The following is a 20,445-nucleotide window of genomic DNA, read 5'->3' as shown; positions in this document are numbered from 1 at the left end:
CATGGCTCTGAAACAGTTCAACCCGACTTCGCCGTCCCGCCGCGGGCTGGTGCTGGTCGATCGCTCCGAGCTCCACAAGGGCCGCCCGGAAAAGAGCCTGGTCGAAGGTCTGACCAAGTCCGGCGGCCGTGGCGGCGGTGGCCGCATCGCGGTCCGCTTCCGCGGCGGCGGCGCCAAGCGCCTCTACCGCATGGTCGACTTCAAGCGCCGCAAGTTCGGCGTGGTCGGCGTCGTGGAACGCCTGGAATACGACCCGAACCGCACGGCCTTCATCGCCCTGGTGAAGTACGCCGACGGCGACATGGCCTATATCCTGGCCCCGCAGCGCCTGAAGGCCGGCGACGAGATCATCGCCGCCGAGAAGGTCGACGTGAAGCCGGGCAACGCCTCGCCGCTGCGCTCGCTGCCGGTCGGCACGATCATCCACAACATCGAGCTGAAGCCGCTGAAGGGCGGGCAGATCGCCCGGTCCGCCGGCGCCTACGCCCAGCTGGTCGGCCGTGACGCCGGCTACGCCCAGATCCGCCTGAACTCGGGCGAGCTGCGCATGGTGCCGGACGGCTGCATGGCCACGGTCGGCGCGGTGTCCAACCCGGACCACATGAACGAAGTGCTCGGCAAGGCCGGCCGCGTTCGCCACAAGGGCCGTCGCCCGCACGTCCGCGGCGTGGCGATGAACCCGGTCGACCACCCGCACGGCGGCGGTGAAGGCCGCACCTCCGGCGGCCGTCACCCGGTGACCCCGTGGGGCAAGCCCACCAAGGGCAAGAAGACTCGTACGAACAAGACCACGGATAAGTTCATCATCCGCAGTCGCCACGTGAAGAAGGCTCGCTAAGCGATGACCCGCTCTGTTTGGAAAGGCCCGTTTGTCGACGGCTACCTTCTTAAGAAGGCGGACGCCGCCCAATCGTCGGGCCGCAAGGACGTCATCAAGACCTGGTCGCGCCGCTCGACCATCATGCCGCAATTCGTCGGCCTGACCTTCGGCGTGCACAACGGCCAGAAGCACGTTCCGGTGCTGGTCTCCGAAGACATGGTTGGAATGAAGTTCGGGGAGTTCGCTCCCACGCGCTACTTCCCGGGCCACGCGGCCGACAAGAAGGCCAAGAGGAAGTAACATGAGCAAGAAAGCCAAAGAGCGGCGCCTGAAGCCGGTTGAGGCCATGTGCAAGGTGCGCTCGCTGCGCACCGGCGCGCGCAAGCTCAACCTCGTGGCCCAGTCCATCCGGGGTCTGAAGGTGCAGCGCGCCCTCAACGAACTGGAGTTCAGCCACAAGCGCATCGCCAAGGATGTGCGCAAGGCGCTCTACTCGGCGATCTCCAACGCCGAGAACAACCACAACCTCGATATCGACAGCCTGGTGGTCGCCGAAGCCTACGTCGGCAAGAACCTGGTGATGAAGCGTTTCTCCGCCCGTGCGCGGGGCCGCTCGTCGCGGATCGAAAAGCCGTTTTCCGAGATCACCATCGTGGTCCGCGAACTGGGTGAGGCCGCCTAATGGGTCAGAAAGTCAATCCGGTCGGGCTGCGCCTCGGCATCAACCGCACCTGGGACAGCCGCTGGTTCGCCGACGGCGCCGAGTACGCCCGCCTGCTGCACGCCGACATCAAGGTGCGCCGCGAGCTGAAGAAGCGTCTCGGCCAGGCCGGCGTGTCGCGGATCATCATCGAGCGTCCGCACAAGAAGTGCCGCATCACCATCTATGCCGCGCGCCCCGGCGTGATCATCGGCAAGAAGGGCGCGGACATCGACAAGCTGCGCAAGGACCTCTCGGGCATGACCGAGGGCGAGATCCACCTCAACATCGTCGAAGTGCGCAAGCCCGAGACCGACGCCCAGCTGGTGGCCGAGAACATCGCCCAGCAGCTCGAGCGCCGCGTGGCCTTCCGCCGCGCCATGAAGCGTTCGATGCAGTCGGCGACCCGCCTGGGCGCCAAGGGCATCCGCGTGGAAGTCGCCGGCCGCCTCGGCGGCGCGGAAATCGCGCGGACGGAATCCTATCACGAGGGCCGCGTCCCCCGTCACACCCTGCGCGCCGACATCGACTACGGCTTCGCGGAAGCCAAGACGACCTACGGCATCATCGGCGTGAAGACCTGGATCTTCAAAGGCGAGGTGCTGGAGCACGACCCGATGGCCCTGGACAAGCGTCTGGCCAGCGAGTCCGGTCCGGCCGGTGAAGGCGGTGGCCGCGGCGATCGCGAAGGCCGTGGCGACCGCGGTGATCGCGGCCCGCGCCGCGACCGTCGCGAAAACGCGAACGCTTAAGGTCGTACGAACATGCTGTCTCCGAAGAAAACCAAGTACCGCAAGCAGTTCAAGGGCCGCATCCATGGCATGACCAAGGGTGGCGCGCTGCTGAACTTCGGTTCGCACGGCCTCAAGTCGGTCGAGCCGGAGCGGATCACCGCCCGCCAGATCGAAGCGGCCCGCCGCGCGATCACCCGCCAGATGAAGCGTCAGGGCCGGGTGTGGATCCGCATCTTCCCGGACCTGCCGGTCACCGACAAGCCGGCCGAAGTGCGGATGGGCAAGGGCAAGGGCGCGGTGGAATACTGGGCCGCGCGCGTCGCGCCTGGCCGCATCATGTTCGAAGTCGACGGCGTGCCGGACGATGTGGCGCGTGAAGCCCTTCGCCTCGGCGCCGCCAAGCTGCCCGTGCGCACGCGCATCGTCACGCGCCTCGACGCCGGCGTGGAGCATGCCCAATGAAGATCGATGAAGTCCGTCGGCTGACCTCCGACCAGCTCGCCGAGCAGCTGCTGAACCTGAAGAAGGAGCAGTTCAACCTGCGCTTCCAGGGCGCCACCAGCCAGCTCGAGAAGACCCACCGCGTGCGGGAAGTGCGTCGCGACATCGCGCGCATTCAGACCGTCCTGCGCGCCAAGGCCGCCACGGCCTAAGACGAGAGACAGACAGATGCCGAAGCGAATTCTGGAAGGCGTGGTCGTCTCCGACAAGGGCGACAAGACGGTGATCGTGAAGGTCGAGCGGACCTTCCTGCACCCGCTGCTGAAGAAGACCGTGCGCCGGTCGAAGAAGTACCACGCTCACGATGAGGCCAATTCCTACAAGGAAGGCGAACTGGCCCGGATCATCGAGTGCGCGCCGAAATCCAAGCTGAAGACCTGGGAAGTCCTGCCAAAGGGCGACCAGGCTGCCAGCGCTTAAGGTAAGGGTCAGACCATGATCCAGATGCAAAGCAACCTCGACGTCGCCGACAACTCCGGCGCGCGCCGGGTGATGTGCATCAAGGTGCTGGGCGGCGCCAAGCGGCGCTACGCCAGTGTCGGCGATGTCATCGTCGTGTCGGTGAAGGAAGCCATTCCGCGCGGCCGCGTGAAGAAGGGCGACGTGCTGCGCGCCATCGTCGTGCGCACCGCCCAGGGCATCAAGCGCAAGGACGGTTCGCTGATCCGTTTCGACAAGTCCGCGGCGGTGATCGTCAACAAGGCGAACGAGCCGATCGGCACCCGGATCTTTGGCCCGGTGCCGCGCGAGCTGCGCGCCAAGAACCACATGAAGATCATCTCGCTCGCGCCGGAGGTGCTGTAATGGCCGCCAAGATCAAGAAGGGCGACCGTGTCGTCGTTCTGGCCGGCAAGGACAAGGGCCGCACCGGTCCGGTCGCCAAGGTCATGCCCAAGGAAGGCCGCGTCATCGTGTCGGGCCTGAACCTGGTGCAGCGCCACACGCGCCCGAGCCAGTCCGACCCGCAGGGCGGCATCAAGACCAAGGAAGCGAGCCTCCACATCTCCAACGTGGCGGTCGTGGACTCCAATGGGAAGCCGACCCGCGTCGGTTTCCGTATCGATGGCGACAAGAAGGTGCGCATCGCCAAGACGACTGGCGAGGTGATCAATGGCTGATACTGAAACCACCTACGAACCGCGGCTGAAGGCCGAATATCGCCAGCGCATCCGCAAGGCGATGAAGGACCAGTTCGGCTACACGAACGAGATGCAGATTCCCAAGCTGGACAAGATCGTCCTGAACATGGGCGTCGGCGAGGCCGTGGCCGACTCCAAGAAGATCAACGCCGCGATCAAGGACCTGACCGCGATCGCCGGCCAGAAGCCGGTGGCGACCAAGGCCCGCAAGTCCGTGGCGACCTTCAAGCTGCGCGAAGGCATGACAATCGGCGCCAAGGTGACCCTGCGCAAGGACCGGATGTACGAGTTCCTTGACCGCCTGATCACCATCGCCCTGCCGCGCGTGAAGGACTTCCGGGGCCTGAAGGCCACCAGCTTCGACGGCCGTGGCAACTATGCCATGGGCCTGAAGGAGCACCTGGTGTTCCCGGAAATCAACTACGACCAGATCGAACAGATCTGGGGCATGGACATCATCGTCTGCACCACTGCGAAGACCGACGACGAAGCGCGCGCGCTTCTCAAGGAATTCCAGTTCCCGTTCAACGCTTAAGGGACGGGCAAGGAACCGAACATGGCCAAGAAAAGCGCCGTCAACCGCAACGAAATGGTCCGCAAGCTGGTGAAGCAGTATGCGGCCAAGCGTCAGGCCCTGGTTGACACCGCCAACAACGAGCAACTGTCGCTTGAGGAGCGCTTCGAGGCGCGCCTGCAACTGGCGAAGCTGCCGCGCAACTCGTCCGCCACGCGCATCCGCAACCGCTGTGAGGTGACGGGCCGCCCGCGCGCCTTCTACCGCAAGCTCAAGATGAGCCGGATCGCGCTGCGCGAGCTGGGCTCGCATGGTCAGATCCCCGGCCTCGTGAAGTCGAGCTGGTAGGGAAGGGCTGGAGATATGGTCAACGATCCCATCGGCGACATGATCGCCCGCATCAAGAACGCCGCGACCCGCAAGCGTTCGAAGGTGTCGACCCCCGCATCCAAGATGCGCCAGCGCGTTCTCGACGTGCTGCAGTCCGAAGGCTACATCCGGGGCTACACCCTGGTTCAGAAGCCCGGCGCGTTCCCGGAATTCGAGATCGAGCTGAAGTACTTCGACGGTGAGCCGGTGATCGCCGAGATCCATCGCGTGTCCAAGCCGGGCCGCCGGGTCTACTCGTCGATTTCGGACCTCAAGCCGGTGAAGAACGGCCTGGGCATCTCGATCCTGTCGACGCCCAAGGGCGTCATGTCCGACACCGCCGCCAAAGACGCCAACGTCGGCGGCGAAGTGCTCTGCCAGGTGTATTGATATGTCCCGTATCGGCAAGAAACCCATCGCGATCCCGGCCGGCGTCACCCTGACGGTCGACGGCCAGACGGTCACGGTGAAGGGCCCCAAGGGCCAGCTCTCGTGGACCGTGGTCGACGACGTGGAGATCAAGCAGGACGGCGGCGAACTGACGCTCGCCCCCCGCAACGACACGCAGCGCGCCCGCGGTATGTGGGGCCTGTCCCGCACCCTGGTGGCCAACATGGTCCACGGGGTCACCCAGGGCTACGAGGAGACCCTCGAGCTGGTGGGCGTGGGCTATCGCGCCGCGCTGAAGGGCAAGGCCCTGTCGCTGCAACTCGGCTTCTCGCACGACGTCGACCTGGATCCGCCGGAAGGCATCACCTTCGCGGTGCCGAAGCAGACCGAGATCAAGATCAGCGGCATCGACAAGCAGATGGTCGGCGAGCTGGCCGCGCGCATCCGCAAGATCCGTCCTCCCGAACCCTACAAGGGCAAGGGCGTCCGCTATGCCGGCGAGAAGGTTCGCCGCAAGGAAGGCAAGAAGAAGTAAGTCATGGCGCTTTCTCCTCGAGACACCTCCAAGCGTCGCGCCCAGCGCAACCGCACTCGCCTGCGCGAGGTCGGCAATGGCCGGCCGCGCCTGTCCGTGTTCCGCTCGGACAAGAACATCTACGCCCAGGTCATCGATGACGCCCAGGGCGTCACCCTGGCCGCCGCCTCCTCGCTGGAAGGCGGCTCCAAGCGTGGGTCCGACAAGGAAGCCGCCGCCAAGGTGGGCGCCCTCGTCGCCGAGCGTGCGATCGCCAAGGGCGTCAAGGACGTCGTGTTCGACCGCGGCGGCTACATCTATCACGGCCGTATCAAGGCGCTCGCGGATGCTGCCCGCGAAGCCGGCCTGAACTTCTAAGGGGATATCCATGGCCCGTGGCGAACAACAACGCGGCGACCGGCGTGACCGGCGCGACCGCAACGCCCCCGAAGAGCGCGTCGATTCCGAAATCGTCGAGAAGCTGGTGCACATCAACCGCGTCGCGGCGACCGTGAAGGGTGGCCGGCGGTTCTCGTTCGCCGCCCTGATGGTGGTCGGCGACCAGAAGGGCCGCGTCGGCTTCGGTCACGGCAAGGCCCGTGAAGTGCCGGAAGCGATCCGCAAGGCGACGGAAGAAGCCAAGAAGTCCATGATCCGCGTGCCGCTGCGCGAAAGCCGCACGCTGCACCACGACGGCGCTGGCCGTTGGGGCGCGGGCAAGATCATGATGCGCTCGGCTCCGGCCGGCACCGGCATCATCGCCGGCGGCCCGATGCGCGCCGTGCTCGAAACCCTGGGCGTGCAGGACGTGGTCGCCAAGTCCATGGGCTCGTCCAACCCGTACAACATGGTGCGCGCCACCTTCGAAGCGCTCAAGGTCCAGGCGTCTCCGCGCCAGGTGGCCTCCAAGCGCGGCAAGAAGGTGAGCGACATCGTTGGCCGCCGCACCGACGGCGCCAGCGAAGCCGCCGAAGCCTAAGGAAACCGATGATGGCCAAGGTCACCGTTCGCCAGACGGCGAGCCCCATCCGACGCAAGAGCGACCAGCGCGCCACCCTGGTGGGCCTGGGCCTCAACCGCATCGGCCGCACCGCGACCCACGACGACAACTCGTCGATCCGCGGCATGATCGCCAAGGTCCGCCACCTGGTCGAGATCGTCGAGTAGCGTGTTCTCCCTCCCCCTTGTGGGGAGGGACAGACCGCGCCAAGCGCGGGCAGGGTGGGGAACAGGCGTGAAGTCCCCGCCGTCTGTGTGGTAGCTCACTTCCCCACCCGTCTCGCGTTGCGAGACACCCTCCCCAGGAGGGAAGGGAAGCCAGGATTGAAAAGCCGAGTCGGCGCCTTCGCGCCGGCGCATGACCTCCAAGGAGAAGGCACATGACCAAGCTGAACGAACTCGCCCCGCGCGAAGGCTCCACCAAGGGCCGCATGCGCGTCGGCCGCGGCCCGGGCTCGGGCAAGGGCAAGACCGGCGGCCGCGGCGTGAAGGGGCAGAAGGCGCGCTCCGGCGTCGCCATCAACGGTTTCGAAGGCGGCCAGATGCCGCTGCACATGCGCATGCCCAAGCGCGGCTTCAACAATCCCTTCGCCCTGGACTTCGCGGAAGTGAACCTGTGGCGCATCGAGCAGGCGATCGCCGCCGGCAAGCTCGACGCCAAGAAGGCCATCGACGGCGCCGCCCTGGTGGCCGCCGGCGTGCTGCGCCGCCAGAAGGATGGCGTGAAGCTGCTGGGCAAGGGCGAACTGACGTCGAAGATCGACATCACCGTCTACGCCGCCACCGCCGGCGCCAAGGCCGCGGTCGAGAAGGCGGGCGGCTCGGTCACCGTGACCCGCAAGGAAAAGGTCGTCGCCGAAGAAGCCTAGGGCGCGCCCAGGGCAGGGGGCCGATCGGCCCCTTGCCGCCGCGTGATCTTGCCTGCGGGCTGGAGCATCGGCGACAAGCGTCCTATGTGATGGCGATCCCGAATTCGTCGTGGGGATTTGAATGGCTTCGGCCGCAGAACAGCTCGCCGCAAACATGAACTTCGGCGCCTTCCAGAAGGCGACCGATCTTCACAAGCGTATCTGGTTCACCGTCGTGGCGATGGTGATCTACCGGCTCGGAACCTACATCCCCATCCCCGGCATCAACGCCGCCGCCTTCGCCAGCGCCTTCGCGGGCCAGTCGAAGGGCATCCTGGGCATGTTCGACATGTTCTCGGGCGGCGCGGTCTCGCGCATGGCGGTGTTCGCGCTGAACGTGACGCCGTACATCTCGGCCTCGATCATCGTGCAGCTGCTCGGCAGCGTCTATCCGCCGTGGGAGAAGCTGCGCAAGGAAGGCGGCGAGGCCGGCCGCAAGCAGCTGAACCAGTACACCCGCTATCTGACGGTGGCCCTGGCCCTGTTCCAGTCCGCCGGCATCGCCATCGGCCTCAGCAACAGCCAGGGCGTGGTCGACAACCCCGGCTGGATCTTCGTGCTGTCCACCATGGTCACCCTGACCGGCGGCACGATGTTCGTGATGTGGCTGGGCGAGCAGATCACCAGCCGCGGCATCGGCAACGGCACCTCGCTGATCATCTTCGCCAGCATCGTGGCGCGCATGCCGACGGCCCTGTGGGACCTGTTCCAGCAGGCCCGCGTGGGGCAGCTGGGCGTGCCGGCGCTGATCGGCCTGCTGGGCCTGGCCGTGGGCGTGGTGCTGGCGATCGTCTTCTTCGAGCGCTCGCAGCGCCGGCTGCTGATCGTCTATCCCAAGCGCCAGGTGGGCAACCGCATGTTCGGCGGCGAGAACTCGTTCCTGCCGCTGAAGATCAACGTCTCGGGCGTGATCCCGCCCATCTTCGCCTCGTCGCTGCTGCTGCTGCCGGCGACCATCCTGGGCTTCCTGGCCAAGACCAACCTGCCCAGCTGGGCCTCCTGGCTGCCGGACGTGGTCGCCCAGTTCACCCACGGCAAGCCGGCCTTCATGGTCGCCTACGGCGTGATGATCGTGTTCTTCTGCTTCTTCTACACCTCGGTGGTGTTCAATCCCGAGGACACGGCGGAGAACCTGCGCAAGTACGGCGGCAACCTGCCGGGCATCCGTCCGGGCAAGCGCACCGCGGAATACATCGATTACGTGCTCACCCGGCTGACGCTGATCGGCGCCGTGTACATCGCCTCGGTCTGCCTGCTGCCGGAATTCTTCATCGCCCAGAGCGGCGGGACGGCCCAGTCGTTCCAGTTCGGCGGCACCTCGATCCTGATCGTGGTGTCGGTGACCATGGACACCGTGGCGCAGATCCAGTCGCACCTGCTGGCGCACCAGTATGAAGGCCTGATCAAGAAGTCGAAGCTGCGCGGCGCACGACGCTAGGCGGCTATCGAACCCCAGGCTGGCTTTGATTAGAGCTATAGGGGAGGGGAGATTGAATCTGATCCTTTTCGGCCCGCCGGCCGCGGGCAAGGGCACGCAGGCCAAGCGCCTGGTCGACGGGCGCGGCATGGTGCAGCTGTCCACCGGCGACATGCTGCGCGCCGCCATCGCCTCGGGGTCCGAGCTGGGCCAGAAGGTCGCCGGCATCATGCAGCGCGGCGAGCTGGTCACCGACGAGATCGTCATCGGCCTGATCGAGGAGCGACTGCCCGAGACCGAGGCGGCCGGCGGCGCGATCTTCGACGGCTTCCCCCGCACCCTGGCCCAGGCCCAGGCGCTCGACGCCATGCTCGCCCGCCGCGGCAGCAAGATCGACGTGGTCGTGCGCCTGAAGGTGGACGACGGCGTGCTGGTCGACCGCGTGGCCGGACGATTCGCCGAATCGGGCCGCCCGGACGACAATCCGGAGAGCTTCCGGGTGCGCCTGGACGCCTACAACACCCAGACCGCGCCGCTGCTGCCCTACTACAAAGGGCAGGGCAAGCTGGTGGAGGTGGACGGCATGGCCGCCATCGACCAGGTGGCGCGGGGTATCGACGAAGCCCTTGCGGGGGTGACGGTTTAGCCGGGAACGGCGCGGAGGCCGGCGTGGCCGCGTCATGGCGTCAGCGGGGCTTTCCCCGGTGACGCGGGCGCCCACATAAGGCCTCGATTTTCCGGAGCGATTTCGCGGTCTCCGGCATTGACGCGCACATGACGTTCCTTATATGAAGCCCCTTCCGCGAAAGGGCGCGAATGGCGCGTCGGCTCTTCCCCCCGGGGAATAGGGCCGGATGTGCTTTTCGCGCTTGTTGTCGTGACTAGGAGATTTGCTGCGTGGCCCGTATCGCAGGCGTCAACATTCCCACCAACAAGCGCGTGGTCATCGCGCTTCAGTACATCCATGGCATCGGCCCGGCGAAGGCGAAAGAGATCGTCGGCAAGGTCGGCATCGAGGACGCGCGCCGCGTCAACCAGCTGACCGACCAGGAAGTGCTGCAGATCCGCGAAACCATCGACCGCGACTATCAGGTCGAGGGCGACCTGCGTCGCGAGACCGCGGTCAACATCAAGCGCCTGATGGACCTGGCCTGCTACCGCGGCCTGCGTCACCGCAAGGGCCTGCCGGTCCGCGGGCAGCGCACCCACACCAACGCCCGGACCCGCAAGGGCCCGGCCAAGCCGATCGCCGGCAAGAAGAAGTAAAGAGACCCGCCGATGGCCAAGGAACCGACCCGCGTAAAGAAGCGCGAGCGCAAGAACATCACTTCGGGCGTGGCGCACGTGAACGCCTCGTTCAACAACACCATGATCACCATCACCGACGCCCAGGGGAACACCATCTCCTGGTCGAGCGCCGGCATGATGGGGTTCAAGGGCTCGCGCAAGTCGACGCCGTACGCCGCCCAGATGGCGGCGGAAGACGCCGGCAAGAAGGCCGCCGAGCACGGTGTGCGCACGCTGGAAGTCAACGTTTCCGGCCCGGGCTCCGGACGTGAGTCGGCCCTGCGCGCCCTGCAGGCCGCCGGCATGACCATCACCACCATCCGAGACGTGACCCCCATCCCGCACAATGGCTGCCGGCCGCCTAAGCGCCGGCGCGTCTAAGCGCGTTACGACCCACATCCTCCCCGCCGGCCGTCTCCCCCAACGGCCGGCGCATCCGCGTTCGAGGAACAATCGCCCGTGATCGAAAGAAACTGGAACGAGCTCATCCGTCCCGAGAAGCCGCAGATCGAGTCCGGCGCCGACGCCAGCCGCAAGGCCCGCATCGTCGCCGAACCCCTCGAGCGCGGCTTCGGCGTGACGCTGGGCAATTCGCTCCGTCGTGTTCTGCTCTCCTCCCTGCAAGGCGCCGCCGTCACCGCCATCCAGATCGATGGCGTGGTGCATGAGTTCTCGTCGCTGGAAGGCGTGCGTGAAGACGTCGTCGACATCGTCCTGAACATCAAGCAGCTGGCCGTGCGGATGCACTCCGAAGGGCCGAAGCGCATGACCCTGCGGGCCACGGGCCCCGGGCCGGTGACCGCCAGCCAGATCGACGCCCCGTCGGACATCGAGATCCTGAACGGCGACCACGTGCTGCTGACCCTCGACGAGGGCGCCTCGGTGCGCATCGAGTTCACCGTGCAGAACGGCAAGGGCTATGTCCCGGCCGAGCGCAACCGCCCGGAAGATGCGCCGATCGGCCTGATCTCGGTCGATGCGCTGTATTCGCCGGTGAAGAAGGTCGCCTATCGCGTCGAGCCGACCCGCCAGGGCCAGAGCCTCGACTACGACAAGCTGATCATGGAAGTGGAGACCAACGGCGCGGTCAGCCCGGTCGACGCGGTGGCCTACGCCGCGCGCATCCTCCAGGACCAGCTGCAGGTGTTCATCACCTTCGACGAGCCGAAGAAGAAGCTGGACGGCGAAGCCAAGCCGGAACTGCCCTTCAACCCGGCCCTGCTGAAGAAGGTGGACGAGCTGGAACTGTCGGTCCGTTCGGCCAACTGCCTGAAGAACGACAACATCGTCTACATCGGCGACCTGATCCAGAAGACCGAGGCGGAGATGCTCCGCACCCCCAATTTCGGCCGCAAGTCCCTGAACGAAATCAAGGAAGTGCTGGCGAACATGGGGCTGCATCTGGGCATGGACGTGCCCAACTGGCCGCCGGAAAACATCGAAGACCTGGCCAAGAAGTTCGAAGACCAGATCTAGGCTTTAATTTTGCGGCCCGTCGTGAGACGGCCCGCCCTGAGGAGAGACTTCCATGCGCCACGGCGTTGCGCACCGCAAACTGGGCCGCACGACGAGCCACCGGACGGCCATGTTCGCCAACATGGCCGCCTCGCTCATCAAGCATGAGCAGATCGTCACGACCCTGCCCAAGGCCAAGGAACTGCGTCCGTTCGTAGACAAGCTGGTCACCCTGGCCAAGCGCGGCGACCTGCACGCGCGCCGGATCGCCATCAGCCGCGTCCGCGACGTCGACCAGGTGGGCAAGCTCTTCTCGACGCTCGGCCCGCGCTACAAGGCGCGCAACGGCGGCTACACCCGCGTGCTGAAGGCGGGCTTCCGTCACGGCGACAACGCGGCCATGGCGGTGATCGAGTTCATCGATCGCGACGTCTCGGCCAAGGGCCAGGACTCCGGCCCGACCCAGGCGGCGTTCGAAGCCTAGGCTTTCGGAACATCAACGACGTCGAGACGGCGGCTGGGTCTCCCAGCCGCCGTCTTGCGTTTGGGGGCCTGATGTCCGCCTTCCTGTCCACCGAAGCCCGCGCCGAGGCCGAACGGCGGCTGGACGCCATCGTGGCCGCAAACGGCGTGCGCCTGCTGCTGGCGGTGGAGTCGGGCAGCCGCGCCTGGGGGTTTCCCTCGCCCGACAGCGACTACGACGTGCGGTTCGTCTACGTGCGGCCGCTCGAGACCTATCTGTCGCTTTCGCCGCCGCGCGACGTGATCGAGGCGCCCATCGAGGGGCTCTGGGACGTCAACGGCTGGGATCTCAGCAAGGCGCTGCGGTTGTTGCGCAAGGGCAATGCGGTGATCGTCGAGTGGCTGCGCTCGCCCCTGGTCTACCGCGATGGCGGCGAGCCGGTGACGGCGATGCGGCGTCTGGCGGAGACCTTCGCCGACACGCCAGGATCGATCCGTCACTATTTCGGCTTGCTGCACGGCCAGTGGCGCCGCGACTTCGGCGACCGACCGGCGGTCAAGCTGAAGAAGTACTTCTACGCCGTGCGGGCGGCCTCGGCGCTGGCGTGGCTGCGCGAGCACGGCGCCCCGGCGCCGATGGCGTTGCCGCAACTGCTGGAAGGCGGCGTTGTGCCGGCGGACGTCCAGGAGGCGCTGGCGCCGCTGCTGGCGGTGAAGCTGGCGACGCACGAGGTCGGCGAAGGCGCGCGCGTGGCCGTGCTGGACCATTTCTGCGAAGCCATGCAGGCCTGGGCGATCGACAGCGGCGCTCTGACCCCCGGCCCGCCGGCGCTGGACCTGATCGCCGCGACCGACGCCCTGTTCCTCGACGTGGCGCTCGGGCGGCTCTAGGCTGTCTCAGGACCGCGGGCGCCCGAGCCCGACGAGACGCCGTGGGGGCAGGGCGGATGCTGACGGGGACCGAGGCGCCCGGCCGGGGCCTTTCCACCTACTACCTGCTGGTGGCCACCCAGACCGTGTCGCAGGTGGGCAGCCGGATCAGCTTCTTCGCCGTGGGGATCGCCGCCTTCAGCCAGGCGTCCAGGGCGACGCCGCTGGCGATCATCTCGCTGTGCCAGATCCTGCCCTGGATCGTCGGCGCCGGCTTCGCCGGGGCGATCGCCGACAGGCATGACCGCCGCAGCCTGCTGATCCTGGCCAACATCGGCTTCGTGGTCACCAGCGGCCTCCTGCTGGCGAGCTTCGCCTCGGGCGCCTTCCGCTTCTGGCATCTCTACGCACTGAGCCTGATCACCGCGAGCCTCCTCACGGTCAGCGCGCCGGCTTTCCGCGCCTCGGTGACCATGCTCGTCCCGGACGGCCACCGCGACCGCGCCAACGCGATCAGTCAGATGGTCGGGCCGGCCAGCAACGCCCTGGCGCCCGTCCTGGCGGGACTGCTCTATGCCGCGGTCGGGGTCGTCGGCGCCATCATGGTGGACATCGCCACCTTCGTCCTGGCGATCGCGGTCCTGTCGGTCGTGCGCATTCCGATGCCGGCCCGAAGTCCGGACGGCGCGGCGATGGCGCGGGCGATCTGGCGTCAGGCGTTCGACGGCCTGGCCTATCTGTGGCGCCGGCCGCCGCTGCTGGGGCTGTGCCTGGTGGTCAGCCTGGTCTCGTTCCTGATGGCGGGACTGGGGGTGCTGATCCTGCCCTATCCGCTGGCGCGCACCCACTCGACGGTGGCGTTCGGCATCGTCATGGCCTGCGCCGACATCGGCACGGCGCTGGGCGCCGCGGCCATGGCCGCCTGGGGCGGCACGCGCCCGCGCATCCACACGGTGATGGCCGCGCTGACCGTCGCCGGCCTGCTGCTGGCGGCGGCTGGCGTCGCGCGGGACACGGCGCAGCTGGCCGCCGGCTTCTTCGCCTTCATGTTCATGCTGCCGTTCGTCAACACGGCCTCCACCTCGATCTTCCAGGCCAAGGTGGCGCCCGACGTCCAGGGCCGGGTGTTCGCCGCGATGAGCCAGATCTCGGTCCTGACCATGCCTCTGGCCCTGCTGGTCGCCGGCCCGCTCACGGACCGGATCGCCGAGCCCGCGGTGCGCTCCCCGGGCTGGCGCGTCGTGGCCTGGCTGGTGGGCGACCAGGCGGGGGCGGGCATGGGGCTGCTGCTGGTGATCGGCGGCGGCCTGACGGCGGCGCTCAGCCTGGCCGCCTACGCCCTGCCGGCGCTGCGGCGGCTGGAGGCGACCTTGCCCGACCATGTCGCGACGCCGGCCTAGGGGGCGGCGGCCGATCAGCCCGCGGTCGGCCCGGCCAGCATGGCGATCACGTCCTTGGCCGCCATCGGCCGGCCGAAATGGTAGCCCTGCAGCGAGCCGCAGCCCGCGGCGATCAGCACCTGGCGTTGCGCCTCGGTCTCCACCCCCTCGGCGACCACGCCCATGCCCAGCGACGAGGCCAGCTTCGACACCGAGGCGACGATCACCGCCGACTGGCGGTCACGGGTGACGTTGTCGACGAACGACTTGTCGATCTTGATGCAGTCGATGGCGAACTGGTTGAGGTAGACGAGGCTGGAATAGCCGGTGCCGAAGTCGTCCAGCGCCACACGCACGCCGGCGGCGCGCAGGACGTTGAGGTTGAAGTCGGCGCGCTCGACGTCGTCGATGATCGCCGTCTCGGTCAGCTCGATTTGGATGCGCTGCGGCGGCAGGTCCGCGTCCTCGGCGTACTGCAGGATCTGCTGGGCGATGTTGTGGCGCAGGAACTGGCGCGCCGACAGGTTCACCGAGACGTACGGCCCGCCCCAGCGGCGGCAGTCCTTGAAGGCCTGGCGCGTGATCCAGTCGCCCAGCTCCTGGATGATGCCGGTCTCTTCGGCGACCGGCACGAAGTCGGCGGGCGAGATCGCGCCCAGCTCCGGGCTCTCCCAGCGGATCAGCGCCTCGAAGCCCTGGATCGCGCCGCTGTCGGCCTTGACGATCGGCTGGTAGGCCATGCGGAACTGGGCCGAGGTCAGGGCCCGTTCCAGGCCGCTCTCGATGGTCAGCCGGTGCTTGGCCTGGGCGTCGATCACCGTGTCGTACACCCGGTAGCGATTGCGCCCCTCGCGCTTGGCGGCATAGAGCGCCAGGTCGGCGTGGCGCATCAGCGTCACCTCGCTGGCGCTGGCGCCCTGGTGGGCGACGCCGATCGAGGCGCTGACCTGCACTTCATAGCCGCCGACCCGCCGGCTCTGCGAACAGATGCGCAGAATCAGGCCGCAGAAGTCGGCGATGCCCTGGGTCGTGGCCCCCTCGAGGATCACGCCGAATTCGTCGCCGCCGAGCCGCGCCAGGATGCCGCCGGCCGGGACCACCGCCGACATGGCGGTGCAGATCTTGCGCACCAGGTCGTCGCCCGCGTCGTGGCCCAGGGTGTCGTTGACCGACTTGAACCGGTCGAGGTCGATCATCAGCACTGTCTGGCGCTGGCGGCTGCGGTCGAGCCGTTCGCGCAGCTCGGTGACGAAGCCGGCGCGGTTCATGATCCCGGTCAGGCTGTCGTGCCGGGCGGCGTGCAGGGCGATGTCGAGACGGGCGTGCAGTTCGCCGAGGTCGGTCTCCAGCCGGCGGATCTGCCGCTGGCTGTCCTCCAGCGCCTGGCGGCCCGTGTGGGTGGCCAGATAGCGGTCGGCGACAAGCCGGATGGCCTGCACCACCTCGGCGCGGTGCAGCGGCGCCAGCAGGAAGGTGAGCCGTTCGGGGGTCTGGGTCACCTGCAGGCAGGGCCCCACGGCGGCGCCGTCGGCCTCGGTGACCACGATCAGCTCGACGTCGGGCCGGGCCGCCTTGACGGTGCGCAGCTCGTCGGCGAGGTCGCCCACCGGCTTGCCCCGGAAGTCGAACAGCCAGATCGCCGCCGGCCGGTCGTAGGTCAGTTCCGGCCGCGTCCTGGAGATCGCCTCGGAGGCCTTGGCGTAGGCCAGCAGGTTCTCGTCCGGCAGGGCTTCGCGCAGCATCGCCCCGAGCTCTGCGCCGTTGTCGAGCCGCGGGCTGACCAGCACGGCCGACAGCGACGGCGCCGCGCCCAGCTCCGGCTCGGGCGCGGCGGGGCGCGTCTCTGCAAGGGCCAGGGCGTCGCGGGTCATCGCCGGGACTGATCGCACGGCGCGGGCAACAAACCGCTAACGGCGGCCGCGAAATTTTAGGCGTCGGGCGGGCGATCCCCATTTTGGGTTGACGGGATAATTTCGAAATGCGTTAAATATTGTCGAAGTGCGCACCGAAATCGGGAGGCCCGGATGTCCATCACCCCCACCGTCTTCTACCAGGACCCGAAGGCGGCGCTGGACTGGCTGCAGCGCGCATTCGGCTTCGAGATCAGCGTGCTCCTGACCGACGACGCCGGCCGGGTCGCGCACGCGGAGATGAGCCACGACGGCGCGTCGATCGGCGTCGCGGGCGAGTGGGGCGGCGAGCTGCTGGGCGGGGCGCAGATGAAGAGCCCGGCGTCGATCGGCGGCGCCGGCACCCAGTTCATCTGGATCGGCCTGAGCGAGCCGCTCGACGCGCACCACGCCCGCGCCGCCGCGGCCGGGGCGCGGATCACCCAGGCGCCGTCCGACCAGTTCTACGGCGACCGCACCTACCGTGCGCTCGACCCCGAAGGTCACGTCTGGTGCTTCCGTCAGCCGGTGGAACAGGTCTCCACCGACGAAATGGAGCGCCGCAGCGGCCTGAAGGTCCAGCCCGTCGGGGAGGGGGCGCGATGACCGGCGTGGCGCAGCGTCCGTCCCTGTCGCCCCTGCTCTGGTACCGCGACCCGAAGGCTGCGCTCGCCTTCCTGGAGGCGGCGTTCGGCTTCGAGACCCGGCTGCTGGTCGACGACGGCCAGGGCGGGGTGATGCATTCGGAGACGGCGTTCGGCGACGGCGTGCTGATGGTGGTCGGCCCGCCGCGGCCGGGCGTCGCCAGCCCCCTGGACCTGGGCGGCGTGACCAGCGCTTCCGTGCACGTGCAGGTCCGCGAGGGCCTCGACGCCCTGTGCGAGCGCGCTCGGGCCGCCGGCGCGCGCATCGAGCGCGAGCCCGAGGACCAGCCCTACGGCGACCGGGTGTTCACCTGCCTGGACCCGGAGGGCCATCCCTGGTCGTTCGGCCAGACCGTGCAGACCCTGACCCTGGCGTAGACGGCCGCCGCCACTGGTCACGACATCCGCGAGAGCCTCTGAAAGGAGTTCCCATGGCCAAGAGCCTCGGCTTCCAGCCGTCCGTGATCTATGCCGACCCCAAGGCGGCCATGCGCTGGCTGGAGGCGGCCTTCGGCTTCGAGCTGGCGCTGTATCTCGAGGGGGAGGACGGGGCGTTCATCCATTGCCAGATGCGCTATGGCGACGCCCTGATTTCGGTGGGCCAGGAATGGTCGGAGGCGTTCAAGAGTCCGCTCAGGCTGGACGGCAAGAACACCCAGCTGACCAGCCTCCAGATCGACAGCGACGTCGACGCCCATTGCGAGCGGGCGCGCCGGGCCGGGGCGGTGATCGTCGCCGAGCCGGAGACCCAGTTCTATGGCGACCGCAGCTATCGCTGCCTGGACCCGGAGGGCCACCACTGGTCGGTCAGCCAGACCGTGGAAGCGGTGACGGCGGACGAGGCGCTGCAGCGGGTGGGCGGCGGCATGAAGATCACGGGGTGGGTGTGAGCGCGGCCCCCGACCTCAGCCCCAACCTCACCCTCGACCGCACCCTCGCGGCGCTCGCCGACCCGCACCGGCGCCAGGTGATCAACCTGCTGCGCGAGCGTCCGCGGCCGGCCGGCGAGCTGGCGCGGGCGGTCGGCCTCGCCCCTCCGGCCATGAGCCGGCACCTTCGAACCCTGCGCCAGAGCGGGCTGGTGGAGGAATCGCACCCCGCGTTCGACGCCCGCGTGCGGGTCTATGCGCTGAGGCCGGAGCCTATGATCGAGCTGCTGCGCTGGCTGGAAGAGACCGAGCGGCTGTGGAGCGCCCAGCTCCTGGCCCTGCGCGATCACCTGCTGAAGGATCGGCCGTCCTCCCCGGCGACGCCGGACGCGGGAGACCGCGAAGCATGAGTTCGCGCATCCTGGTGGCCCTGCGCGTGCCGGCCACGCCGGAACGCACGTTCGAGGCGTTCACCGCCGAGATCGGCCAGTGGTGGCGGCCGAACGGCCTCTTCCAGTTCACGCCGCGCAGTCCCGGCGTGCTGGGCTTCGAGCCCGGGCCGGACGGACGGCTGACCGAGACCCTGGCCAACGGCAAGGTGTTCGAGATCGGCCGCATCCGCGCCTGGGAGCCGCCGCGCCGGCTGGTGTTCGGCTGGCGGCAGGCCAGCTTCGCCGAGGGGCAGGACACCGAGGTGGAGGTCACCTTCGAGGCCGTGGGCGAGGAGACCCGGGTCACCGTCCAGCATACCGGCTGGGACAGCGTGCCGCAGACCCACGTAGCCAAGCATACGTTTCCTGACGCCATTTTCCTGCGCCGGCATGCAGAATGGTGGCAGAGCCTGCTCGCCGCCTTCAAAGTGCGGGTGGGGGAGTGAAACGCATGTCCGACGATTCCGCGCCATCGGGCGCGCCGGCGCCGCAGGGCGAGCCGCCGCATCATGGTCCGCCGACGGTGGCTGAAACCGGCCGCACCGCGGCGTTCGGCTTCATCTACGCCACGGCGGTGATGAACGCCCTGTCGTTCGGCATCATGATCCCGATCCTGCCGAACCTGATCCGCTCGTTCTTCGGCGCGGCGACGGCCGACGCCACGGCGCACGCGGCGATCTGGCAGACCATCTTCGGCGTCACCTGGGGCGCCATGCAGTTCGTCATCGGTCCGGTGCTGGGGATGATGTCCGACCGCTTCGGCCGCCGGCCGGTGATGCTGATCTCGATCTTCGGCCTGGCGCTGGACTTCCTGATCATGGCCTTCGCCCCGACCCTGGCGTGGCTGTTGATCGGGCGGATCCTGAACGGGGCCACGGCCTCCAGCTTCTCCACCGCCAACGCCTATGTGGCCGACATCACCCAGCCCCAGGACCGGGCCAAGAACTTCGGCTGGATGGCCTCGGCGTTCTCGATCGGCTTTCTGCTGGGCCCGGCCACCGGCGGCTTCCTGGCCACCAAGGACCTGCACCTCCTGGCGCTGCACGTCAGCGGCCTGCGCGTGCCGTTCATCGCCGCGGCGGCGCTGTGCGCCATCAACTGGCTGTACGGCCTGTTCGTGCTGCCGGAATCGCTGCCGCCCGAGCGGCGGATGAGCGCCTTCAACTGGCGGCGGGCCAATCCCATCGCCAGCCTGGAGCTGCTGTCCTCGCACGGCGAGCTGCTGCCCCTGGCCAGCGTCAACTTCCTGTTCCAGCTGGCGCAGCAGGTGCTGCCGAACGTGTTCGTGCTCTACACCACCTTCCGCTACCACTGGCCGGTGCAGTTCCTGGGGGTGACCTTCTTCATCACCGGGGCGTTGGGGATCATCGTCCAGGCCTTCGTGGTGCGCCCGATGGTGTCCTGGCTGGGCGAGCGCGGCGCGGTGCTGCTGGGCGCGGCCTGCGGCGCGACCGGGTTCCTGATCTACGCCCTGGCCCCCAGCGGGACGCTGTACTTCATCGGCATGCCGGTGTTCGCCCTGATGGGGCTGATGCAGCCGGGCCTGCAGGGGATGATGAGCCGGCGGGTGTCGCCGTCGGAACAGGGCCGGCTGCAGGGCGCCAACCAGTCGACCGGCGGCATCGCAGCGATCATCGGGCCGACCGTGTTCCCGCTGACCTTCTCCTTCGCCCTGACCCACCTGCCGGGCGTGCCCGGCCTGCCGATCCTGATCGCCGCCAGCCTGCTGGCGATCGCCATCGTCGCCTGCCTGAACATCCGCGTGGATGTCGGGGAGGTGGCCCAGGCCGCGGCGGAATAGGCCGTGGCCAGCGCGCCGTCCCAGGCCCGGCGGCGCGCCGCGTTCGGCTTCGTGCTGGTGAACGTCTGGCTGGACGTGCTGGCGCGGGGGGTGATCATCCGGTGCAGGGACGGTTGCGCGGCGCCAACGCCGGCATCGACTCCACCGCCGGCATCATCGGCGCGGCGTTGTTCGGCGGCGCCTACGCCTGGTTCGTCGGCGGCCACGGCGTGGTGCTGCCGGGCGCGGCGTTCCTGCTGGCCGCCGGCCTGCACGCCGCCGCCGCGATCCTGTCGCTGCCGGTGATGGGGCTGGCCCGGGCGAGGGCCGGCAAGCCCACCGAAGTCGCCTGACCGCCGATTGCGACGGCGACC

Annotated in this window: 33 protein-coding genes; 32 read left to right on the top strand and 1 reads right to left on the bottom strand. The window is 68.3% G+C overall.

Annotation, left to right across the window (positions count from 1 at the left end; all coding sequences use genetic code 11):
* Position 1 precedes the first annotated feature (1 nt).
* The 25 genes from rplB (at position 2) to ACO2Q3_RS09485 (ending at position 14,479) form a co-directional block, all read left to right on the top strand.
* Positions 2-838, top strand: a complete 837-nt coding sequence (gene rplB, locus ACO2Q3_RS09605) for a 50S ribosomal protein L2 (RefSeq protein WP_423306345.1) — start codon at positions 2-4, stop codon at positions 836-838.
* Between the two features lie 3 nt (positions 839-841).
* Entirely contained in the window at positions 842-1,120 is a 279-nt protein-coding gene (rpsS, locus tag ACO2Q3_RS09600) for a 30S ribosomal protein S19 (RefSeq protein ID WP_211938459.1), read from the top strand.
* Position 1,121: 1 nt separating this feature from the next.
* A complete protein-coding gene (gene rplV, locus ACO2Q3_RS09595) occupies positions 1,122-1,502 on the top strand; it encodes a 50S ribosomal protein L22 (RefSeq protein WP_423306344.1) in 381 nt (126 codons plus the stop codon).
* Positions 1,502-2,272, top strand: coding sequence for a 30S ribosomal protein S3 (gene rpsC / locus ACO2Q3_RS09590; RefSeq protein ID WP_423306343.1), 771 nt, complete (start codon positions 1,502-1,504; stop codon positions 2,270-2,272). Before rplV ends, rpsC begins: the two co-directional genes overlap by 1 nt.
* 12 nt (positions 2,273-2,284) lie before the next feature.
* Positions 2,285-2,716, top strand: a complete 432-nt coding sequence (gene rplP / locus ACO2Q3_RS09585) for a 50S ribosomal protein L16 (protein ID WP_423306342.1) — start codon at positions 2,285-2,287, stop codon at positions 2,714-2,716.
* Positions 2,713-2,907, top strand: coding sequence for a 50S ribosomal protein L29 (gene rpmC, locus ACO2Q3_RS09580; RefSeq protein ID WP_423306341.1), 195 nt, complete (start codon positions 2,713-2,715; stop codon positions 2,905-2,907). The genes rplP and rpmC overlap by 4 nt, the downstream gene beginning before the upstream one ends.
* A 16-nt stretch (positions 2,908-2,923) precedes the next feature.
* Entirely contained in the window at positions 2,924-3,175 is a 252-nt protein-coding gene (rpsQ, locus tag ACO2Q3_RS09575) for a 30S ribosomal protein S17 (protein ID WP_423306340.1), read from the top strand.
* Positions 3,176-3,190: 15 nt separating this feature from the next.
* Positions 3,191-3,559 carry a 50S ribosomal protein L14 gene (gene rplN, locus ACO2Q3_RS09570; protein WP_423306339.1) on the top strand — a complete coding sequence of 123 codons (369 nt, stop codon included), beginning with the start codon at positions 3,191-3,193 and terminating at the stop codon, positions 3,557-3,559.
* The gene (gene rplX / locus ACO2Q3_RS09565) at positions 3,559-3,873 is read left to right on the top strand and encodes a 50S ribosomal protein L24 (protein ID WP_423306338.1); all 315 of its coding nucleotides are present in this window, start codon (positions 3,559-3,561) and stop codon (positions 3,871-3,873) included. Before rplN ends, rplX begins: the two co-directional genes overlap by 1 nt.
* On the top strand, positions 3,866-4,429 hold the full coding sequence (gene rplE / locus ACO2Q3_RS09560; protein WP_423306337.1) for a 50S ribosomal protein L5: 564 nt from the start codon (positions 3,866-3,868) through the stop codon (positions 4,427-4,429). Before rplX ends, rplE begins: the two co-directional genes overlap by 8 nt.
* A 21-nt stretch (positions 4,430-4,450) precedes the next feature.
* Positions 4,451-4,756: a 30S ribosomal protein S14 gene (gene rpsN / locus ACO2Q3_RS09555; protein WP_423306336.1), complete on the top strand. Its 306-nt coding sequence runs from the start codon at positions 4,451-4,453 to the stop codon at positions 4,754-4,756.
* 15 nt (positions 4,757-4,771) lie between these two features.
* On the top strand, positions 4,772-5,167 hold the full coding sequence (gene rpsH, locus ACO2Q3_RS09550; RefSeq protein ID WP_423306335.1) for a 30S ribosomal protein S8: 396 nt from the start codon (positions 4,772-4,774) through the stop codon (positions 5,165-5,167).
* A 1-nt stretch (position 5,168) separates the two neighbouring features.
* Complete coding sequence (gene rplF, locus ACO2Q3_RS09545; RefSeq protein WP_423306334.1) at positions 5,169-5,702, top strand: 50S ribosomal protein L6; 534 nt, start codon at positions 5,169-5,171, stop codon at positions 5,700-5,702.
* Positions 5,703-5,705: 3 nt separating this feature from the next.
* The gene (gene rplR / locus ACO2Q3_RS09540; RefSeq protein WP_423306333.1) at positions 5,706-6,059 is read left to right on the top strand and encodes a 50S ribosomal protein L18; all 354 of its coding nucleotides are present in this window, start codon (positions 5,706-5,708) and stop codon (positions 6,057-6,059) included.
* 10 nt (positions 6,060-6,069) lie between these two features.
* Positions 6,070-6,660: a 30S ribosomal protein S5 gene (gene rpsE / locus ACO2Q3_RS09535; protein WP_423306332.1), complete on the top strand. Its 591-nt coding sequence runs from the start codon at positions 6,070-6,072 to the stop codon at positions 6,658-6,660.
* An 11-nt stretch (positions 6,661-6,671) separates the two neighbouring features.
* Positions 6,672-6,848 (top strand): 50S ribosomal protein L30, encoded by a 177-nt coding sequence (gene rpmD, locus ACO2Q3_RS09530; RefSeq protein ID WP_423306331.1) that lies wholly within the window; start codon positions 6,672-6,674, stop codon positions 6,846-6,848.
* Positions 6,849-7,060: 212 nt separating this feature from the next.
* Positions 7,061-7,549, top strand: coding sequence for a 50S ribosomal protein L15 (rplO, locus tag ACO2Q3_RS09525; RefSeq protein ID WP_423306330.1), 489 nt, complete (start codon positions 7,061-7,063; stop codon positions 7,547-7,549).
* 121 nt (positions 7,550-7,670) lie between these two features.
* A complete protein-coding gene (secY, locus tag ACO2Q3_RS09520) occupies positions 7,671-9,026 on the top strand; it encodes a preprotein translocase subunit SecY (protein ID WP_423306329.1) in 1,356 nt (451 codons plus the stop codon).
* Between the two features lie 52 nt (positions 9,027-9,078).
* Positions 9,079-9,651, top strand: coding sequence for an adenylate kinase (locus tag ACO2Q3_RS09515; RefSeq protein WP_423306328.1), 573 nt, complete (start codon positions 9,079-9,081; stop codon positions 9,649-9,651).
* Positions 9,652-9,902: 251 nt separating this feature from the next.
* Positions 9,903-10,271: a 30S ribosomal protein S13 gene (rpsM, locus tag ACO2Q3_RS09510; protein ID WP_423306327.1), complete on the top strand. Its 369-nt coding sequence runs from the start codon at positions 9,903-9,905 to the stop codon at positions 10,269-10,271.
* A 12-nt stretch (positions 10,272-10,283) separates the two neighbouring features.
* Positions 10,284-10,673 (top strand): 30S ribosomal protein S11, encoded by a 390-nt coding sequence (gene rpsK / locus ACO2Q3_RS09505; RefSeq protein ID WP_423306326.1) that lies wholly within the window; start codon positions 10,284-10,286, stop codon positions 10,671-10,673.
* A gap of 78 nt (positions 10,674-10,751) precedes the next feature.
* Positions 10,752-11,768 carry a DNA-directed RNA polymerase subunit alpha gene (locus tag ACO2Q3_RS09500; protein ID WP_423306325.1) on the top strand — a complete coding sequence of 339 codons (1,017 nt, stop codon included), beginning with the start codon at positions 10,752-10,754 and terminating at the stop codon, positions 11,766-11,768.
* A 52-nt stretch (positions 11,769-11,820) separates the two neighbouring features.
* Positions 11,821-12,231: a 50S ribosomal protein L17 gene (gene rplQ / locus ACO2Q3_RS09495; RefSeq protein WP_423306324.1), complete on the top strand. Its 411-nt coding sequence runs from the start codon at positions 11,821-11,823 to the stop codon at positions 12,229-12,231.
* A 71-nt stretch (positions 12,232-12,302) separates the two neighbouring features.
* Positions 12,303-13,100, top strand: coding sequence for a nucleotidyltransferase domain-containing protein (locus tag ACO2Q3_RS09490; RefSeq protein ID WP_423306322.1), 798 nt, complete (start codon positions 12,303-12,305; stop codon positions 13,098-13,100).
* Between the two features lie 56 nt (positions 13,101-13,156).
* Positions 13,157-14,479, top strand: a complete 1,323-nt coding sequence (locus ACO2Q3_RS09485; RefSeq protein WP_423306321.1) for an MFS transporter — start codon at positions 13,157-13,159, stop codon at positions 14,477-14,479.
* A 14-nt stretch (positions 14,480-14,493) separates the two neighbouring features.
* Here the strand turns inward: ACO2Q3_RS09485 and ACO2Q3_RS09480 are convergent, their stop codons facing one another.
* The gene (locus ACO2Q3_RS09480) at positions 14,494-16,329 is read right to left on the bottom strand and encodes a putative bifunctional diguanylate cyclase/phosphodiesterase (RefSeq protein ID WP_423306320.1); all 1,836 of its coding nucleotides are present in this window, start codon (positions 16,327-16,329) and stop codon (positions 14,494-14,496) included.
* A 153-nt stretch (positions 16,330-16,482) separates the two neighbouring features.
* Here ACO2Q3_RS09480 and ACO2Q3_RS09475 point away from each other — a divergent pair, with 153 nt between their 5' ends.
* From ACO2Q3_RS09475 to ACO2Q3_RS09445, 7 genes are all read left to right on the top strand, one after another.
* Complete coding sequence (locus tag ACO2Q3_RS09475; protein WP_423306319.1) at positions 16,483-16,953, top strand: VOC family protein; 471 nt, start codon at positions 16,483-16,485, stop codon at positions 16,951-16,953.
* Entirely contained in the window at positions 16,950-17,369 is a 420-nt protein-coding gene (locus ACO2Q3_RS09470) for a VOC family protein (protein ID WP_423306318.1), read from the top strand. The genes ACO2Q3_RS09475 and ACO2Q3_RS09470 overlap by 4 nt, the downstream gene beginning before the upstream one ends.
* Positions 17,370-17,422: 53 nt before the next feature.
* Positions 17,423-17,881: a VOC family protein gene (locus ACO2Q3_RS09465; protein ID WP_423306317.1), complete on the top strand. Its 459-nt coding sequence runs from the start codon at positions 17,423-17,425 to the stop codon at positions 17,879-17,881.
* On the top strand, positions 17,872-18,270 hold the full coding sequence (locus ACO2Q3_RS09460) for an ArsR/SmtB family transcription factor (RefSeq protein ID WP_423306316.1): 399 nt from the start codon (positions 17,872-17,874) through the stop codon (positions 18,268-18,270). The genes ACO2Q3_RS09465 and ACO2Q3_RS09460 overlap by 10 nt, the downstream gene beginning before the upstream one ends.
* Complete coding sequence (locus ACO2Q3_RS09455; protein ID WP_423306315.1) at positions 18,267-18,737, top strand: SRPBCC family protein; 471 nt, start codon at positions 18,267-18,269, stop codon at positions 18,735-18,737. Before ACO2Q3_RS09460 ends, ACO2Q3_RS09455 begins: the two co-directional genes overlap by 4 nt.
* A 5-nt stretch (positions 18,738-18,742) precedes the next feature.
* On the top strand, positions 18,743-20,092 hold the full coding sequence (locus tag ACO2Q3_RS09450; RefSeq protein WP_423306314.1) for a TCR/Tet family MFS transporter: 1,350 nt from the start codon (positions 18,743-18,745) through the stop codon (positions 20,090-20,092).
* Positions 20,093-20,193: 101 nt separating this feature from the next.
* Positions 20,194-20,424, top strand: coding sequence for a hypothetical protein (locus ACO2Q3_RS09445; protein ID WP_423306313.1), 231 nt, complete (start codon positions 20,194-20,196; stop codon positions 20,422-20,424).
* Positions 20,425-20,445 lie beyond the last annotated feature (21 nt).

It is taken from the genome of Caulobacter sp. KR2-114, from assembly GCF_049446115.1.
Classification (GTDB): domain Bacteria; phylum Pseudomonadota; class Alphaproteobacteria; order Caulobacterales; family Caulobacteraceae; genus Acaudatibacter.
Note: the sequence above shows the minus strand (reverse complement) of the source record. Positions and strands in the feature narration are given on the sequence as shown.

Bases quoted from the DNA above. Each gene is read 5' to 3' on its own strand.
- rplB (WP_423306345.1), top strand. From the start codon at position 2: ATGGCTCTGAAACAGTTCAACCCGACTTCGCCGTCCCGCCGCGGGCTG.
- rpsS (WP_211938459.1), top strand. From the start codon at position 842: ATGACCCGCTCTGTTTGGAAAGGCCCGTTTGTCGACGGCTACCTTCTT.
- rplV (WP_423306344.1), top strand. From the start codon at position 1,122: ATGAGCAAGAAAGCCAAAGAGCGGCGCCTGAAGCCGGTTGAGGCCATG.
- rpsC (WP_423306343.1), top strand. From the start codon at position 1,502: ATGGGTCAGAAAGTCAATCCGGTCGGGCTGCGCCTCGGCATCAACCGC.
- rplP (WP_423306342.1), top strand. From the start codon at position 2,285: ATGCTGTCTCCGAAGAAAACCAAGTACCGCAAGCAGTTCAAGGGCCGC.
- rpmC (WP_423306341.1), top strand. From the start codon at position 2,713: ATGAAGATCGATGAAGTCCGTCGGCTGACCTCCGACCAGCTCGCCGAG.
- rpsQ (WP_423306340.1), top strand. From the start codon at position 2,924: ATGCCGAAGCGAATTCTGGAAGGCGTGGTCGTCTCCGACAAGGGCGAC.
- rplN (WP_423306339.1), top strand. From the start codon at position 3,191: ATGATCCAGATGCAAAGCAACCTCGACGTCGCCGACAACTCCGGCGCG.
- rplX (WP_423306338.1), top strand. From the start codon at position 3,559: ATGGCCGCCAAGATCAAGAAGGGCGACCGTGTCGTCGTTCTGGCCGGC.
- rplE (WP_423306337.1), top strand. From the start codon at position 3,866: ATGGCTGATACTGAAACCACCTACGAACCGCGGCTGAAGGCCGAATAT.
- rpsN (WP_423306336.1), top strand. From the start codon at position 4,451: ATGGCCAAGAAAAGCGCCGTCAACCGCAACGAAATGGTCCGCAAGCTG.
- rpsH (WP_423306335.1), top strand. From the start codon at position 4,772: ATGGTCAACGATCCCATCGGCGACATGATCGCCCGCATCAAGAACGCC.
- rplF (WP_423306334.1), top strand. From the start codon at position 5,169: ATGTCCCGTATCGGCAAGAAACCCATCGCGATCCCGGCCGGCGTCACC.
- rplR (WP_423306333.1), top strand. From the start codon at position 5,706: ATGGCGCTTTCTCCTCGAGACACCTCCAAGCGTCGCGCCCAGCGCAAC.
- rpsE (WP_423306332.1), top strand. From the start codon at position 6,070: ATGGCCCGTGGCGAACAACAACGCGGCGACCGGCGTGACCGGCGCGAC.
- rpmD (WP_423306331.1), top strand. From the start codon at position 6,672: ATGGCCAAGGTCACCGTTCGCCAGACGGCGAGCCCCATCCGACGCAAG.
- rplO (WP_423306330.1), top strand. From the start codon at position 7,061: ATGACCAAGCTGAACGAACTCGCCCCGCGCGAAGGCTCCACCAAGGGC.
- secY (WP_423306329.1), top strand. From the start codon at position 7,671: ATGGCTTCGGCCGCAGAACAGCTCGCCGCAAACATGAACTTCGGCGCC.
- rpsK (WP_423306326.1), top strand. From the start codon at position 10,284: ATGGCCAAGGAACCGACCCGCGTAAAGAAGCGCGAGCGCAAGAACATC.
- rplQ (WP_423306324.1), top strand. From the start codon at position 11,821: ATGCGCCACGGCGTTGCGCACCGCAAACTGGGCCGCACGACGAGCCAC.
- ACO2Q3_RS09490 (WP_423306322.1), top strand. From the start codon at position 12,303: ATGTCCGCCTTCCTGTCCACCGAAGCCCGCGCCGAGGCCGAACGGCGG.
- ACO2Q3_RS09485 (WP_423306321.1), top strand. From the start codon at position 13,157: ATGCTGACGGGGACCGAGGCGCCCGGCCGGGGCCTTTCCACCTACTAC.
- ACO2Q3_RS09480 (WP_423306320.1), bottom strand. From the start codon at position 16,329: ATGACCCGCGACGCCCTGGCCCTTGCAGAGACGCGCCCCGCCGCGCCC.
- ACO2Q3_RS09475 (WP_423306319.1), top strand. From the start codon at position 16,483: ATGTCCATCACCCCCACCGTCTTCTACCAGGACCCGAAGGCGGCGCTG.
- ACO2Q3_RS09470 (WP_423306318.1), top strand. From the start codon at position 16,950: ATGACCGGCGTGGCGCAGCGTCCGTCCCTGTCGCCCCTGCTCTGGTAC.
- ACO2Q3_RS09465 (WP_423306317.1), top strand. From the start codon at position 17,423: ATGGCCAAGAGCCTCGGCTTCCAGCCGTCCGTGATCTATGCCGACCCC.
- ACO2Q3_RS09455 (WP_423306315.1), top strand. From the start codon at position 18,267: ATGAGTTCGCGCATCCTGGTGGCCCTGCGCGTGCCGGCCACGCCGGAA.
- ACO2Q3_RS09450 (WP_423306314.1), top strand. From the start codon at position 18,743: ATGTCCGACGATTCCGCGCCATCGGGCGCGCCGGCGCCGCAGGGCGAG.